Annotated in this window: 12 protein-coding genes; 5 read left to right on the top strand and 7 right to left on the bottom strand. The window is 68.6% G+C overall.

Annotated elements, in window-relative coordinates:
- Positions 1 to 43: 43 nt before the first annotated feature.
- The 5 genes from ACWGST_RS02370 to ACWGST_RS02350 form a co-directional block, all read right to left on the bottom strand.
- Positions 44 to 640 (bottom strand): dihydrofolate reductase family protein, encoded by a 597-nt coding sequence (locus ACWGST_RS02370; RefSeq protein WP_452045023.1) that lies wholly within the window; start codon positions 638 to 640, stop codon positions 44 to 46.
- A gap of 128 nt (positions 641 to 768) precedes the next feature.
- The gene (locus ACWGST_RS02365; protein ID WP_452045022.1) at positions 769 to 1,983 is read right to left on the bottom strand and encodes an ROK family transcriptional regulator; all 1,215 of its coding nucleotides are present in this window, start codon (positions 1,981 to 1,983) and stop codon (positions 769 to 771) included.
- 94 nt (positions 1,984 to 2,077) lie between these two features.
- Complete coding sequence (locus tag ACWGST_RS02360) at positions 2,078 to 3,079, bottom strand: sugar phosphate isomerase/epimerase family protein (RefSeq protein ID WP_452045021.1); 1,002 nt, start codon at positions 3,077 to 3,079, stop codon at positions 2,078 to 2,080.
- A gap of 57 nt (positions 3,080 to 3,136) precedes the next feature.
- Positions 3,137 to 4,294, bottom strand: a complete 1,158-nt coding sequence (locus tag ACWGST_RS02355) for a Gfo/Idh/MocA family protein (protein WP_452045068.1) — start codon at positions 4,292 to 4,294, stop codon at positions 3,137 to 3,139.
- A 96-nt stretch (positions 4,295 to 4,390) separates the two neighbouring features.
- Entirely contained in the window at positions 4,391 to 5,437 is a 1,047-nt protein-coding gene (locus ACWGST_RS02350; RefSeq protein WP_452045020.1) for a substrate-binding domain-containing protein, read from the bottom strand.
- 188 nt (positions 5,438 to 5,625) lie between these two features.
- On the opposite strand from ACWGST_RS02350, the gene ACWGST_RS02345 reads away from it, so the two are divergent.
- The 4 genes from ACWGST_RS02345 (at position 5,626) to xylB (ending at position 10,923) form a co-directional block, all read left to right on the top strand.
- On the top strand, positions 5,626 to 7,143 hold the full coding sequence (locus ACWGST_RS02345; protein WP_452045019.1) for a sugar ABC transporter ATP-binding protein: 1,518 nt from the start codon (positions 5,626 to 5,628) through the stop codon (positions 7,141 to 7,143).
- A 62-nt stretch (positions 7,144 to 7,205) separates the two neighbouring features.
- Positions 7,206 to 8,213 (top strand): ABC transporter permease, encoded by a 1,008-nt coding sequence (locus ACWGST_RS02340; protein WP_452045067.1) that lies wholly within the window; start codon positions 7,206 to 7,208, stop codon positions 8,211 to 8,213.
- A 49-nt stretch (positions 8,214 to 8,262) separates the two neighbouring features.
- Positions 8,263 to 9,453 (top strand): xylose isomerase, encoded by a 1,191-nt coding sequence (xylA, locus tag ACWGST_RS02335; protein ID WP_452045018.1) that lies wholly within the window; start codon positions 8,263 to 8,265, stop codon positions 9,451 to 9,453.
- A gap of 33 nt (positions 9,454 to 9,486) precedes the next feature.
- Positions 9,487 to 10,923: a xylulokinase gene (gene xylB / locus ACWGST_RS02330; RefSeq protein WP_452045017.1), complete on the top strand. Its 1,437-nt coding sequence runs from the start codon at positions 9,487 to 9,489 to the stop codon at positions 10,921 to 10,923.
- Between the two features lie 32 nt (positions 10,924 to 10,955).
- Here the strand turns inward: xylB and ACWGST_RS02325 are convergent, their stop codons facing one another.
- Together ACWGST_RS02325 and ACWGST_RS02320 are read right to left on the bottom strand one after the other, a co-directional pair.
- Positions 10,956 to 12,203: an ROK family transcriptional regulator gene (locus ACWGST_RS02325; RefSeq protein WP_452045016.1), complete on the bottom strand. Its 1,248-nt coding sequence runs from the start codon at positions 12,201 to 12,203 to the stop codon at positions 10,956 to 10,958.
- A gap of 650 nt (positions 12,204 to 12,853) precedes the next feature.
- Positions 12,854 to 14,113 carry an ATP-binding protein gene (locus ACWGST_RS02320; RefSeq protein ID WP_452045015.1) on the bottom strand — a complete coding sequence of 420 codons (1,260 nt, stop codon included), beginning with the start codon at positions 14,111 to 14,113 and terminating at the stop codon, positions 12,854 to 12,856.
- A gap of 149 nt (positions 14,114 to 14,262) precedes the next feature.
- Between ACWGST_RS02320 and ACWGST_RS02315 the strand changes: the two genes are divergently transcribed.
- A complete protein-coding gene (locus ACWGST_RS02315) occupies positions 14,263 to 15,027 on the top strand; it encodes an SDR family oxidoreductase (RefSeq protein ID WP_452045014.1) in 765 nt (254 codons plus the stop codon).
- The last annotated feature ends 210 nt before the right edge of the window (positions 15,028 to 15,237 follow it).

Genomic DNA, 15,237 nt, shown 5'->3' with positions numbered 1-15,237 from the left:
GGCGCTGTCTACGCCGACGGCGGTCGCCGATGGGCGGGCGTCGTCAGCGAACGACGGCGTACTCGGCGATGATCACCCCGGTGGTCGTCTGGATGCTCCGCTCCAACCTCAGATCGACCCGGTCTGCGTGATCAGCGAAGAGGTCGCCGAAGAGCTTGGTGCCGTGCCCGAGCACGATGGGGTGGATCTGCAGTGCATACCGGTCGACGAGCCCGGCGGCGTGCAGCGAGCGCACGAGTTCGCCGCTGCCCATGACCATGAGATCGCGCTCGGAGCGCTGCTTCAGCGACGCCACGGTCTCCACGGCGTCGCCCGCGAGGAGTTCGCTGTTCGGATGCGCGAGCTCGGTGTCGGCCGAACGTGACACGACGAACTTGTCGGCGCCGACCAGCACGTCGACGAACGGGTTCGGCCCAATCGACGTCCAGTGGCCGAGCACGTCGTCGTAGGTGCGGTGGCCGAACAGCAGGCCGAGGCCGGCGCCCATGCCGACGCCGGCGTACTTCATCGACACCTCGTCTTGGTAGCCGTCGCCCCAGCCGCCCTGGGTGAACCCGCCGCGGGTGTCTTCGTCGGCTCGCCCGGGTCCCTGCATGACGCCGTCGAGCGTGACGCTCTCGAACGCGGTGATCGTTGCCATTCCATCTCCTCCTGTCGGCCCGCGACATGCGGGATTCGAAGAGATGACGAGTGAGCGGTCGCTCGATGGACACATCCGGGCGTTTCGGGCGAACTCCGATGCGGTTCCTGACGCAAGGCGCCAAGTGGTCAGGGGCTCTCGGCAGCGACGACGGGGACCAGCGTGGGGTCTTCGATGACGGGGCGGAACACGAGTTCGGCGGCACCCACCAAGAGGATCTCGTCGCCGAGCGCGGCGTGACGCAGGGTCAGGTCTTCGAGCCCGCCGGGAAGGGTCTCGCCGATCGATCGCTTGATCTCCGCCTCGCCGACGACCTTCCAGATCGTGCCGAGAAAGCCCCCGAGCACGACGCAGTGCGGATTCAGGCCGTTCACGATGCCGCGGAGCGCGACGCCGAAGTAGTCGAGCTGCCGGCGGAGCTCTGCGCCGCCCGGGCTTCCCCGGCTCCCCCACGCGGCGATCAGGGCACCGGTGAGCTCGCCCACGCGAGACGAGTCGAGCCCCACGCTGTCGAGGAGCCGGTCGCGGCGGACCTCGGTCTCGAGGCATCCGACCGCGCCGCAGTGACAGGGCGTGCCCTGCGATTCCACGAGGGTGTGCCCGAACTCGCCCGAATGCCCGGCATGGCCGCCCAGCAGAGTGCCGCCCACCGCGATCGCCCCGCCGATGCCGCTCGCACCGCCGTTCAAGTAGACGATCGAGTCGAGGTCTCGGCCCGCGCCGAACGCGGCTTCCGCGCCGACGCCGACGTTCGCGTCGTTCGCGGCGGACACCGGGAACCCCGTCGCTTCGGAGAGGAGCCGCGCGACCTCGGCATCCCGCCAGCCCAGGTGCGGTGCGAGCACCACGACCGAGTCGTCGCCGCGCACGAGGCCGGGTACCGCGACCCCGATGCCGAGGGTGCGGAAACCCGCGTCGAGTTCGGGGCGCATCCCGGCGATGATCGCCGTCACCGTGTTGACGAACTCACCGGGGGTCGGAATCCGCTCGTGCTTGTGCCGCACCCGCCGGAGCACCCGCCCGCCGAGCGTCACGACCGCGACCTCGGTGGCATCGATCTCGGGGTTGACCGCGATCGCCACCGTCGTCGGCGAGGCGTTCACCATCGGACTCGGCCGACCGATGCGCTTGGTCGGCACCGCGTGGGTCTCCACCACCAGTCCGCGATCGTCGAGGTCGGCGACGAGTGCTCCGACCGTCGAGCGGTTCAGCCCCGTCGCCTTCGTGATCTCGGATCGGGACACGGGCCCCCGGTGGTGCACGAGCCTCAGCACCTGCGCGAGATTGCGCCGCCGAACGTCGTCGAGGGTCGACCCGACCCCCTCACCCGTCAGCGCACGCACGTGTTCCGCCCCGCACTCGAAGCACGGGCCCCGTCATGCTGCGCATGCTCGGGGCGGCCCGCAGCCCCCACCGCGAGCCGCCCCGGGAACACGGTCAGCGATTCGAGAACGCTGCGTCGAACGCCGCAGTGGGGGCGGCGAACGCGTTGCGGCGCACGAACTCGAGCGCCTCGGGCGCACCGAGCAGTCGGTCCATGCCGGCGTCCTCCCACTCGACCGAGATCGGACCGTCGTAGCCGATCTGGTTGAGCGCGCGGAACGCGGCCTCCCACGGCACGTCGCCCCGACCGGTCGAGACGAAGTCCCAGCCGCGGCGTAGGTCCGACCAGGCGAGGTGGGAGCCGAGGCGCCCGTTCCTGCCGTTGCCGAGATTGAGCTTCACGTCCTTGCAGTCGACGTGGTAGATCCGGTCCTTGAAGTCGAGGATGAAGTCCACCGGGTTCAGCTGCTGCCAGATGAAGTGGCTCGGGTCCCAGTTCAGGCCGAATGCCTCGCGATGTCCGATCGCCTCGAGGGTGCGCACCGTCGTCCAGTAGTCGTAGGCGATCTCCGAGGGGTGCACCTCGTGCGCGAATCGCACGCCGACCTCGTCGAAGACGTCGAGGATCGGGTTCCAGCGATCCGCGAAGTCCCGGTAGCCGGCGTCGACGAGCTCCTGCGAGACTGGCGGGAACATCGCGACGTACTTCCAGATCGACGACCCGGTGAACCCGATGACGGTCTTGACGCCGAGCTTGGCGGCCAGCCTGGCCGTGTTCTGCATCTCTTCGGCGGCGCGCCCGCGTACGCCTTCGGGATCGCCGTCGCCCCACACCCGATCCGAGAGGATGTCGCGGTGCCGCTGGTCGATCGGATCGTCGCACACCGCCTGGCCCTTGAGGTGGTTCGAGATCGCGTAGACCTCGAGGTCGTACTCGGCGAGGAGCGCCAGCTTGCCGCTCACGTACTCGTCGTCGTCCCAGCGCCACGGGTCGAGGTGGTCGCCCCAGCAGGCGATCTCGAGGCCGTCGTAGCCCCATCCTGAAGCGAGTCGCGCGACCTCCTCGAGGGGCAGGTCGGCCCACTGGCCGGTGAACAAGGTGATCGGACGCGTCATTGCATTGCCTTCCTTCTGTGTGTATCGAGAGCCCGGCTGTGTGTTCCGGAGAAGCGGTCAGTCCACCGGCTGCCAGGCGGAGCCGGATGCTGAGCTCCGCTCGACCGCCCTCAGCACGCGCTGCAGGTGCAGACCGTCTGCGAACGAGGGCCGCGGCGGCACCCCGGCTGCGACGGCGTTCACGAAGTCGTGCACCTGGTTGGAGAACCCGTGCTCGTAGCCGAGCATGTGGCCCGGTGGCCACCACGGCGCGACGTACGGGTGGTCGTGCTCGGTGACCAGGATGGTTCGGAATCCCTGCTCGAGCTCGGGCAGGGTGGCGTCGTGGAAGTCGAGTTCGTTCAGTCGCTCGAAGTCGAACGCGACGGCGCCGAGCGAACCCGACACCTCGACCCTGAGCGCGTTCTTCCTGCCCGTCGCGAACCGGGTCGCCTCGAAGGTCGCGAGTGCACCGCGTCCGCCGTCGGGCGCTTCGAATCGCCCGGTGAAGAGCGCGACGTCGTCGACGGTCACCTGGCCGCGCTCGTCGGAGGCGGTTCCACTGAGGCCGACCCCCGTGCCGAGGAGCGGCCGCTCGTCGACGACCGTCTCGAGGATGCCGGAGACCGACGTCAACCGGAGGCCCGTGATGTACTCGGCGAGGTCGACCGCGTGCGCGCCGATGTCGCCGAGCGAACCGGAGCCCGCCCGGTCTTTCTGCAGACGCCAGGTGAGGGGCGCCTCGGCATCGATGAGCCAGTCCTGCAGGTAGGCGGCGCGCACCTGGCGCACCGTGCCGATGCGACCGCTCGTCACGAGCCGACGCGCGAGCGCGGTGGCGGGCACGCGTCGATACGTGAACCCGACCATCGACTGCACACCCGCGGCCGCGGCGCGTTCGGCCGCAGCGGTCATGGCCTCGGCTTCCTCCACGGTGTTGGCGAGGGGTTTCTCGCACAGCACGTGCTTGCCCGCCTCGAGTGCGGCGATCGCGATCTCCGCGTGCGAGTCGCCCTGGGTGACGATGTCGACGACGTCGATGTCATCACGGGCGATGACCTCGCGCCAATCGGTGGCGGACTCGGCCCAACCCCATTTCGACGCGGCATCCCCGACCCTCGCGGCGTCGCGGCCGACGAGCACCTGCATCGCCGGTTGCGCCGGGAGGTCGAAGAATCGGGGCGCGACCCGCCAGCCTTGCGAATGCGCCGCCCCCATGAATCCGTGGCCGATCATGGCCACGCGGAGCTCTGATGACACAGTTGCCCTCCTCGATGTGTGAATGGTCGGGGGCATCCGCTCCTCGGCGGATGCCCCCGACCGCAGTGTGCGTCAGGACTTGAACGAGAGGTCGATGTAGTCCTCGACGTTCTCCTTCGTGACGACCGGCGCGTCGAGCACGACGCGGGTGGGAACGCTCGGCGTGATGAGGTCGGAGACGGTCTTGCCCTGCGCGATGAGGCGAGCGAAGGCGATGCCGTCGGCGGCCTGCGTCGACGGGTAGATGATCGTCGCCTTCAGCACCGAGTCGTCGGCCTCGATGGCCTCCATCGCGTTCTTGGAGCCGGCACCGCCGACCATGAAGAACTCGTCGCGATCGGCGGCGTTGATCGCCGCGAGCACGCCGATGCCCTGGTCGTCGTCGTGGTTCCAGATGGCGTCGATCTTCGGGTTGGCCGAGAGCAGCTGCGAGGTCGCGGCTTCGCCGCCCTGCACGGTGAAGTCGGCTGCGACGCGAGCCGACACCTCGAGGCCGCAGTCGTCGAGCGCGTCGGCGAATCCTTCGGAGCGGTCCTGCGTCAGCGGCAGCGAGTCGATGCCGGCGATCTCGGCGACGATCGCGTCGGGGGTGTCGGCGAGCTGCTCGCAGATGTAGGTTCCGGCGCTCACGCCCATGCCGTAGTTGTCGCCGAGAATGGTCGTGCGGGCGGCGAACGGGCTCGAGAACTCGCGGTCGACGTTGATGACGGGGATGCCGGCCTCCATCGCCTTGATCGACACCTCGGTCAGCGCGGCGCCGTCGCTCGGCAGCAGGACGATCGCGTCGACGCCGTCGTTGATGAACGTCTCGACGGCGGCGATCTGCGCGTTGACGTCGTTGGTGCCCTCGGCGACCCGCAGGTCGACGTCGGGGAAGCTCTCTGCGGCGGCGAGGGCGCCGGAGTTGATCGCGCCGAGCCAGCCGTGGTCGGCGGCGGGACCGGACCAGCCGATGACGACGGTGTCGCCGCCGGCCGCGTTCTCCTCGGTCGTCGTGCCCTTGTCGACGACGCTCTCGTCTGTTCCGCCGCTCGTGCAGCCGGCGAGCAGTGCGATCGCGAGGAACGAGCCGCCGACGCCGAGCGCGAAGCGACCGCGGGGGATGCGCGTGAGTGCCATGTGATTCTCTCCTTTGAGGACTGATGCAATGAGCCGTGGTCTGAAGTTCGACAAATTGGCTTGCGAGACAACATAACAGCGGTACTTTGCGGTGTCTACCCCGGACCTTTGAATGCCGGTACAGCGCTGCCCCTCTATTTCAAAGGAAAGAGCTGGCACCGTGCGATTCGGTCTGATATGTTGCGACAATGATCAAAGTCGACCATGAGGAGCTCCTCACCGTCCGGGGAGTCACGAAGTCGTTCGCCGGCGTTCGGGCGCTCAAGGGTGTCGATCTCGACATCCGGGCCGGCGAGGTGCACTGCATCCTCGGCCAGAACGGCGCCGGCAAGTCCACGCTCATCAAGGTGCTCGCGGGCGTGCACGAGCCCGACGAGGGTGAGATCGTCTGGCGCGGCGAGCAGGTGCAATTGCCGAACCCCGACTCGGCGCTCGAGATCGGCATCGCCACGATGTACCAGGAGCTCGACGTCGTCGACGGGCTCTCCGTCGCGGAGAACATCTTCCTCGGCCACGAGCTGGCACGAGGCGGATTCACCCGTCGCGGACAGGCGAACGCGCAAACGCGCGAGCTGATGCGCCGCCTCGGTCACGGATCGATCTCACCGAACACCGAGGTCGGCCGGCTGAGCGCAGCGAACAAGCAGATCGTGAGCATGGCGCGGGCGCTCTCGCACGACATCAAGCTCATCATCATGGACGAGCCGTCGGCCGTGCTCGACAACGAAGAGGTCAAGAACCTCTTCCACGTCGTGCGAGAACTCACGGCGGCGGGCATCGCCGTGGTGTACATCACCCATCGCCTCGAAGAGATCCGTCAGATCGGCGACCGGATCAGCGTGATCAAAGACGGCCGTTCCACCGCGAGCGGCCTCTCGGTGGCCGACACGCCCACGAGCGAGCTCATCCGTCTGATGACGGGCCGCGACGTCGAGAATGTGTTCCCGCCGGCGACCCCGATCCCCGACGACGCCCCGGTGATGCTCGAGGTCGATGGCCTGAGCCTGCCGGGTGTGTTCTCGGACGTCGGCTTCAGCGTGCGGGCCGGCGAGATCGTCGGCCTCGCCGGACTGGTCGGCTCGGGCCGCACCGAGATCCTCGAGGCCGTCTACGGTGCACGCAAACCCCGCGCGGGCAGCGTCCGCGTCGCGGGTCGACGGCTGCGCCGGGGATCCGTGGTGTCGGCGGTGGAGGCCGGAATCGGGTTGTCACCAGAAGAGCGCAAGAGCCAGGGGCTCGTGCCCGAAGAACCGATCTTCGTGAACGTGACCCTCTCCTCGATGAAGCGGTTCACGAAGGCCGGGTTCCTCGACGACCGCTCGGCCCGCACGGCGACCGCCGAGCAGATCGACGCCCTCGAACTCCGCCCGGCCGACACCGACCGACCCGCGATCACGCTGTCGGGCGGCAATCAACAGAAGATCCTCCTCGCGAGGTGGCTCGTGCACGGCACCAAGGTGCTCTTGCTCGACGAACCCACGAGAGGCGTCGACGTCGGCGCCCGAACCGAGATCTACGGGCTGATCCGACGCCTCGCCGCGGCGGGGAACGCCGTCGTCATCGTCTCCAGCGAGATCGAAGAGGTGCTCGGCCTGTCCGACACCGTGCTCGTCATCGCCGAGGGACGAGTACTCAGCACCGTGCCAGCAACCGAGATCGACGAGCACGGCGTGCTCGATCTCGTCATGAAAGGAACAGCCGCGTGAGCGACAAGAAGATCGACGGCACCGCAGCCGTCGCCGTGGAAACGGCATCCTCTCCCGACACGATGGCGACCGACATCCCGACGCATGCCGACGCCCCCGCCTGGCGACGGATGCTCGGCGGCCCCGCCGGCCGCATCGTCGGGCTCGTCATCGCGCTCGCCCTGATCTACATCGTCGGCGCGCTGACGGCCGGCGATTCGTTCACGAGCGTCAACAACCTGCTGGTCATCCTCCGTCAGGCGTCGATCATCGGCGTCATCAGCGTCGGCATGACGTTCGTCATCATCTCGGGTGGCATCGACCTGTCGATCGGCGCCGTGATGGGCCTCGCCTCGGTGGTCGCGACACTCGACGTGGTGCAGAACTTCAGCGACCAGACGCACTGGGTCACGATGGTGCTCATCGCGCTCGCCGTCGGTCTCGCTGCGGGCGTCGTCAACGGCGCCGTGATCGCCTACGGCAACGTCGTCGCGTTCATGGCGACCCTCGCGATGCTCGTGGCCGCCCGCGGCCTGGCCGAGATCCTCGCCGAGCGCCGCACCCTGACCATCGACTCGCGCGACTTCATCGAGTTCTTCAACGGCGACTTCCTCGGCGTCGACATCCTGATCTGGATGTTCGCGCTCGTCGCCGTCGCCGGGTGGATCCTGCTCAACCGCACGACCTTCGGCCGGCGCACCGTCGCGATCGGCGGAAACCGCGAGGCGGCACGACTCGCGGGCATCAACGTCAAGCGCCACACGGTGATGCTCTACGCGATCGCCGGTCTGACGGCGGGCATCGCGGCGGTCATGATCCTCGGTCGCACGACGGCAGGCACCTCGACGCACGGCACGCTCTACGAGCTCGACGCGATCGCCGCCGTCGTCGTCGGCGGCACCCTCCTGGTCGGCGGGCGAGGCACGATCGTCGGCACCGTGTTCGGCGTGCTCATCTTCGCCACCCTGTCGAACGTGTTCATCCAGAACAACCTCACGTCCTCGGTCCAGGCCGTCGCCAAGGGCGTCATCATCGTCATCGCCGTGCTGCTCCAGCAGCGCTTCGCACGACGAGACAGCCGCACCACGTAGCGCCCGCCCTTCCGCGCGCCAACGAATTCACACGAGAGAAAGACGATTGATGACTCTGCAGCCCACTCGCGACGACCGCTTCTCCTTCGGCCTCTGGACCTTCGGCTGGGAGGCCCAAGACCAGTTCGGCGGCGCATCGCGCGCCCCGGTCGACACGGTCGAGGCGGTGCACAAGCTCGCCGAACTCGGCGCGTACGGCATGACGTTCCACGACGACGACCTGTTCCCGTTCGAGAGCGACGACGCGTCACGTCAGCGTGAGATCGACCGCCTGAAGCAGGCCATGGCCGACACCGGGATCGTGATCCCGATGGTCACGACCAACCTCTTCAGCCACCCCGTCTTCAAAGACGGAGGCTTCACCTCGAACGACCGCGACGTGCGCCGATTCGCACTGCGCAAGGTGCTGCGCAACGTCGACCTCGCCGCCGAGCTCGGGGCCGAGACGTTCGTCATGTGGGGCGGCCGTGAGGGCAGCGAGTACGACGCTGCGAAAGACGTCCGCGCGGCACTCGCCCGCTACCGCGAAGCGGTCGACCTGCTCTCGGACTACGTGCTCGACAAGGGGTACGGCCTGCGCTTCGCGATCGAGCCGAAGCCGAACGAGCCGCGCGGCGACATCCTGCTGCCGACGGTCGGCCACGCGCTCGCGTTCATCGAGACCCTCGAGCACCCCGAGATGGTCGGCCTGAACCCCGAGACCGGTCACGAGCAGATGGCAGGGCTGAACTTCACCCATGCGATCGCCCAGGCGCTCGACGCCGGCAAGCTCTTCCACATCGACCTGAACGGTCAGCGCGGTGTCAAGTTCGATCAAGACCTGGTGTTCGGCCACGGCGACATCCAGAACGCGTTCTCGCTCGTCGACCTGCTCGAGTTCGGCGGCACCGACGGCGGGCCGAGCTACCACGGTCCCCGCCACTTCGACTACAAGCCGTCGCGCACCGAGGCCTCGGAGGGCGTCTGGGAGTCGGTCTCGGCGAACATGCGCATGTACCTGCTCCTCAAGGAACGGGCCGCCGCGTACCGCGCCGACCCCGAGGTGCAGGAGGCCCTCGCCGCCGCGCGCGTCGCCGAGCTCTCGCAGCCGACGCTCAACGCGGGCGAGTCCTACGCCGAACTCCTCGCCGACCGCGGTTCGTACGAGGACTTCGACGCCGGCGCGTACTTCGACGGCAAGGGCTTCGGGTTCGTCCGGCTGCAGCAGCTCGCCATGGAGCACCTCCTTGGCGCTCGCTGAATCGACTGACGGGCGTCGCGCGGGGGTGGCCGCGTGACGCTCGTCGCCGGCGTCGACTCATCGACGCAGAGCTGCAAGGTCGTCGTCGTGGATGCCTCGACCGGCACCGTCGTCCGCATGGGGCGGGCCTCGCATCCCGCCGGCACCGAGGTGGATCCGGCCGAATGGTGGATCGCGCTCTCGGCGGCCGTCGACGACGCGGGGGGTCTCGACGACGTCGCCGCGGTCTCGGTCGCCGGCCAGCAGCACGGGATGGTCGCGCTCGACGAGAGCGGCCGGTTGATCCGCGACGCCCTGCTCTGGAACGACACGCGCAGCGCCGCCGCGGCCGCCGAGCTGCGACGCGAGATCGGCGCCGGGGAGCACGCGCGACGGACCGGCCTCGTTCCCGTCGCCTCGTTCACCTCGACCAAGCTCAGATGGCTGCGCGACGAAGAGCCCGAGCACGCCGCCCGCGTGGCCGCGGTCGCCCTCCCCCACGATTGGCTCACCTGGCGTCTGCGCGGCTACGGCCCGGGGCCCGAAGACCCGCTCGGCGCTGACCTGCAGGCACTGACGACCGACCGATCCGACGCGAGCGGCACCGCCTACTGGTCGCCGAGCTCCGAAGGCTACGACCGCGAGCTCCTCATTCGGGCGCTCGGACACGACGCGATCCTGCCGAGAGTCCTCGGCCCGTCCGAATCCCCGGGCGAGACGGCCTCGACGAGCGCGATGCCCGGCGGCCTCATGCTCGGCCCCGGCGCGGGCGACAACGCCGCAGCGGCCCTCGGGCTCGGCGCACGGGCCGGCGACGCGATCGTCTCGATCGGCACGAGCGGCACGGTGTTCGCCGTCGCGGAGCGTCCGATCCTCGATGCCACGGGCACGGTCGCCGGCTTCGCCGACGCCGCGGGCGGCTTCCTGCCCCTCGTGGCGACGCTGAACGCCGCACAGGTCGTAGACACCGCCGCCGGGCTGCTCGGACTCGACCACGCGACGTTCGGCCGACTCGCGATGCAGGCGCCGTCGGGCTCTGAGGGCGTCGTGCTGCTGCCCTACTTCTCGGGCGAACGCACGCCCGACCTTCCGCACGCGCGCGCGCAGTGGTCGGGCCTGACTCTGACGAACACGACACCGGCGAACTTCGCGCGCTCGGCGATCGAGGGCATGCTCGCCGGTCTCGGGAACGGACTCGACGCGGTCACCGCCGCGGGCGCGGCGGCCGATCGCGTCCTCCTCATCGGCGGCGGGGCACGACTCGACGCAACCCGGCAGATCGCGGCGGGGGTGTTCGGGCTGCCGATCGTGGTACCCGAGCCCGCGGAATACGTCGCGCTCGGCGCGGCGGCGCAGGCCGCCTGGACGTCGACGGGGCGCCGCCCCGACTGGACGCCTGCCGGCACGGTGACGGTCGAGGCACGGCACTCCCCTGGAGTACGCGACGCCTATCGGGAGTACGCGGACCGCTTCGCGGCGACATCCGACTGACGAAATCTGACCGATCGCGCAGGGGGCGCGGCTCACTCGGAGGCCGAGCTCCGCCCGCTCCCGTTCGCGCCCGCGAACCCGGCCGGGTCGCGCAGCACGCCCGCGAAGACGAGCTCGGCGGCGCCGATCAGCAGGTTGTCGCGGCCGAGCGACGACGCCACGATCTCGACGTCGTCGGCCGGGCCGGGCAGCGCCGACGACCGGATCGCGGTCTCGAGGTACGCGCCGCCGACGGCGTGCAACGTCGCGAGGAAGCCGCCGAGGATGATGCGGGCGGGGTTGAACGCGTTGACGATGTTCCGCAGCGCGACCGAGAGGTACGCGAGTTGCGCGTCGACCACGCTGCGAACCTCGGGGTACGTCAGGTACCGCGTGACGAGCAGCGCCTCGAGCGAGTCGGAATCGTGTGCGCCGACCGCGGCGATGAGCGCGGCCCGAGTGACCTCGGTCTCGAGGCATCCCGTGGCGCCGCAGTGACAGCGGACCCCGGCGGAGTTCACGAGCGTGTGACCGAGTTCGCCGCCGTAGCCGCTCGCGCCCGTGAGCACGTGTCCGCCGGAGATGACCCCGCCGCCGATGCCGCTCGCGCCGCCGTTCAGGTAGACGATGTCGTCGGGCGAGTCGCCCTCGCCGAAGAGCGAATCCGCGACGATGCCGCAATTGGCGTCGTTCGCGGCGTACGCGGGCAGGCCGGTCGCCGTCGCGATCATCTCGACGAGGGGTTCGTCGACCCACCCGAGGTGGGGCGCGAGCTTGACGAGACCGTCGCGCGCGCGCACCAGCCCCGGCACCGCCAACCCGATGCCGGCGACGACGTGCGAGCTCTCGAGTTCGGGACGCATGCCGGCGATCACCGCCGCCGTGGCGTTCACGACCTCGCGTGAGGTGGGGATCCGCTCAGTCGCGAACCGCACCGTTCGCAGCACCTTGCCGCCGAGCGCGACCACGCCGATCGTCGTCGCGTCGAGCTCGGGGTTGACGACGATCGCGACGACGCGCTCGGCGGGAGTCACGACCGCGCTGGGGCGTCCGACGCGTTTCGGCTCCGTCGACTGGCCGGTCGTGACCAACCCGAGCTCCTCGAGCTCGACGACGATGGTCGCGATCGTGGATCGGTTCAGTCCGGTCGCCCGCGTGATGTCCGCCCTCGTCAGCGACCTGTTCGCGTGCACGAGGCCGAGCACGGTCGAGAGGTTGCTCCGGCGGAGGGAATCGAGGTTGCCGACCCTCGTCGAATCGGAGGCGGCGCTGTCGAGCGGGTGCCGGTCGGCCTTTGACACGAAGCTCACCTTTTTCCGTGGGGATTTGTTCTCACTCCCACCTTAAACCGAAGCGTGCTCGGTTCCCGCGAAGCCCGACGGGAGCCGACACCGGTCAGCGCGATCGCGAGTAGCGCGACGGACCTGCTCACATATGAGCTGGTGCCGGCGATCGGCGTCGCACTGACGCTGTGGCTCTGGACGAGCTTGAGCCCGACTCGCGCTCCAGTCCGCATCTGTCGCCTCCTGAGCGGGGCTCGGCTCGACGCCGTACCTGAGCAGGTAGTTGCGGCGGAACCGCGATGCGGCCTCCGACGAGGTCAGCGTAGTTACCGAACTCCAGATCGCGCCCTCGGCGAGCGGGCCGAGCGATGCCGTGAACGTCGGGTGCGACGTGTTCGCGAAGAGGCAGGCTCTCTGGAAACAGAAAAACCCCTGAACAATCAGGGGCTTTGCAGTAGCGAGGGCGGGACTCGAACCCGCGACACCACGGAGACGACGGGGCCGCTCGTGAGTCTTTTTCTACGCTCCGAAAATCTCGAATGATCTCGGACTGGCCCGGGATCCCTTGCGAGAACGGATGTTGCCTTCGCAACTCTAGCTGCGACGATGACGACCAGCGAGGCGAAGAAGCGCAGCCTGGGTGATCGAGGGGTTTCGCGAATCGGGCGTCAGGGGCCGAGTGCCGTGACAGGCACCACGTGGACCCCGTCCGCACGTTTGCCTGCGCCGCCGGTGGCGGTTACCACGACCAGCGCGGACGGTGCACCGTGCCGTTGGACATCGATCTCTGCGGCGAAGTCGATGAGCCGCTGGGCCGCTTCATCGATGACGCGCTCGTTGCCGGTGAGTTTCACCTCGAATGCCGCCCATGCGTTGGGGGTCTCCACGATCGCGTCGACCTCCTTTCGCCCGCGCACCTCACGCCACGTCGAGATCGTCCCGCCGAGCGGCTGCGCATAGATACGAAGGTCGCGCACGACAAGGGCCTCGAAGTGGAACCCTGCCGCATTCAGATCTGCGAGGAGGTCCTTCGACCCGACTCCGAGTGCTGCGGTACCCAGCGACGGGTCGACGAAGTATCGTGTTGGCGCCTCGCGAAGCTGGGTGCGGGACCGCATGTGCGGGCGCCACGACGGCGAGTCATCGTTCAGCTTCAGCCGATCAAGTGCGTCGAGGTACGCGTGCACCGTCTCATCTGCGGGTCGTTGTCCTGCGCCGCCGATGTCCGCGGCGAGCTCGGTCAGCTTTATCGGCTGGCCGACATTGCGACCCAGGGATGCGAGCGCCCGGCGAAGTCGTTCTGGGGCCCGCCGTGTCGTGCCAAGACTCGGCACGTCGACCTCGACGATCTGACTCAGATAGTCCGCAAGCCATCGGCGTGCCGACCGCTCGTCCTCGCCGAGCAGGGCGGGCCATCCTCCGATCACGATCCGCTCCAGGAGCTCCGGAACGGTCACCTCGGTGCGCTTCGCGCGCTGCACCTCGCCCGCCATGAGCGCCGCCAATGACACCTCACCGGTCGAGTGACCGGACTCGCTGAGGCTCATCGGCCGCATCCGAAGTGTTCCGATGCGGCCAGCACCCGAGTGCAGCTCTCGTGCATCGGTCGGCGTGGCCGATCCGGTGAGGATGTAGAGGCCGCGCTGCCGCAGGTCGTCGACGTGCCGACGGACCTGATCCCAGATCTCCGGCACGCGCTGCCACTCGTCGAAGAGGATCGGTGCTTCCTGGTCGAAGAGCGACTCCGGGTTCAGGCCGACGAGGGCCCTGGCGCTGGCGTCCGTGTCGAGTCTGACGACGCTCTTGGCCTGACGGGACGCGGTCTCGGTCTTGCCGCACCCCTTCGGGCCGTCGATGAGCACCGCACCGATCGACCGTAGCCGGTCGGCAAGCTCGGCGTCGGCAATCCGGGGGTGGTAGTCAGGCATAGAAGGAGTCTATGCTTTTGACAGTTCTAAGTCGGGTTTTTTTCCTCATTCAAATCGGTTCTTTTGGCACACTCGGATCGGGGGTTTTGACATCCGGCCGAGCTCGCTCCGGAAGCAAGGGTGAGGGTTCGCGATCCGCATGAACGGCCATGGTTGAAGCCGTTCAGGCCGATGCGGCATCGCCGAACCATGGCTCACCGTCGAACTCCTCATCCATGAACCCCTTTGCCTCCATGTTGATGAGCGTCGGCGCGTGGAGTCCGCTGGGCACCGCCAAGTGCCTACTCGATGATGGCTGGGCAGTCGCAATTGCTGGGCGGGACAAGACCCGACTCGCCTCAGCCGAGGAGGCGCTGTCCTCTCCGGACAAGGTCTTGTCTCTGGTCGGCGACGCGAGCAATGACGCTGACGTCAGGATGTGGGTCGAGGCCGCCGTGGGACGGTTCGGCGGGCTGACGGCCGTGGTGGCCAGCGCAGGGTTCGCGACCACCGGGTGGCTCGAACAAGACAACCCCGACGCTTGGCGGCAGATGGTGCTGACGAACGTACTCGGCCCGGCACTCCTCATTCACCACGCCAAGCCTGAACTGATCCGGACCCGCGGACGAATCGTTCTGGTCGGCAGCGTGGCGGGGATGGTGCCGACGCCCGGGAATCTTTACGGCGCAACCAAGTACGCGATCACCGGTCTCGCCGAGAACACCCGCCGCGCCTTCACCGAGGACCAGGTCGGCGTCACGCTCCTGGCTCCGGGCCGAGTCGACAGCCCGTTCTGGGACGATCTCGGCGGCCGCCCGGACAGCATCATGCTGGCCGCCGCTGATCTCGCCCGAGCGACCGCGTGGGTCCTCAATCAACCACGGAGCGTCGATATCAACACACTCACCATCCGCCCATTCAAATCGGCTGCATAGACCACTCGCACGACCGTAGCGCGAGCCACATCACGTCTGTCCGGGTCGGTCGTCCAAGTGGTAGCGAGGCGTCACAACGGCGTTAGCTCGACGTGCTGCACCGCCTCGCCGCCGACGAAAAGCCAGAGATACGCGGGCAGGAGAACGATCTGCAGCAGCATCAGGAGCGGCGTCACCGCGAGCAGGGCGCGCTTTCGCGCCGCCGGCGAG

Source organism: Agromyces sp. NPDC055520 (assembly GCF_053619715.1).
This window is presented reverse-complemented; position numbering and strand designations above follow the sequence as displayed.

Bases quoted from the DNA above. Each gene is read 5' to 3' on its own strand.
- ACWGST_RS02370 (WP_452045023.1), bottom strand. From the start codon at position 640: ATGGCAACGATCACCGCGTTCGAGAGCGTCACGCTCGACGGCGTCATG.
- ACWGST_RS02360 (WP_452045021.1), bottom strand. From the start codon at position 3,079: ATGACGCGTCCGATCACCTTGTTCACCGGCCAGTGGGCCGACCTGCCC.
- ACWGST_RS02355 (WP_452045068.1), bottom strand. From the start codon at position 4,294: ATGATCGGCCACGGATTCATGGGGGCGGCGCATTCGCAAGGCTGGCGG.
- ACWGST_RS02350 (WP_452045020.1), bottom strand. From the start codon at position 5,437: ATGGCACTCACGCGCATCCCCCGCGGTCGCTTCGCGCTCGGCGTCGGC.
- ACWGST_RS02345 (WP_452045019.1), top strand. From the start codon at position 5,626: ATGATCAAAGTCGACCATGAGGAGCTCCTCACCGTCCGGGGAGTCACG.
- ACWGST_RS02340 (WP_452045067.1), top strand. From the start codon at position 7,206: ATGGCGACCGACATCCCGACGCATGCCGACGCCCCCGCCTGGCGACGG.
- xylA (WP_452045018.1), top strand. From the start codon at position 8,263: ATGACTCTGCAGCCCACTCGCGACGACCGCTTCTCCTTCGGCCTCTGG.
- ACWGST_RS02320 (WP_452045015.1), bottom strand. From the start codon at position 14,113: ATGCCTGACTACCACCCCCGGATTGCCGACGCCGAGCTTGCCGACCGG.
- ACWGST_RS02315 (WP_452045014.1), top strand. From the start codon at position 14,263: ATGGTTGAAGCCGTTCAGGCCGATGCGGCATCGCCGAACCATGGCTCA.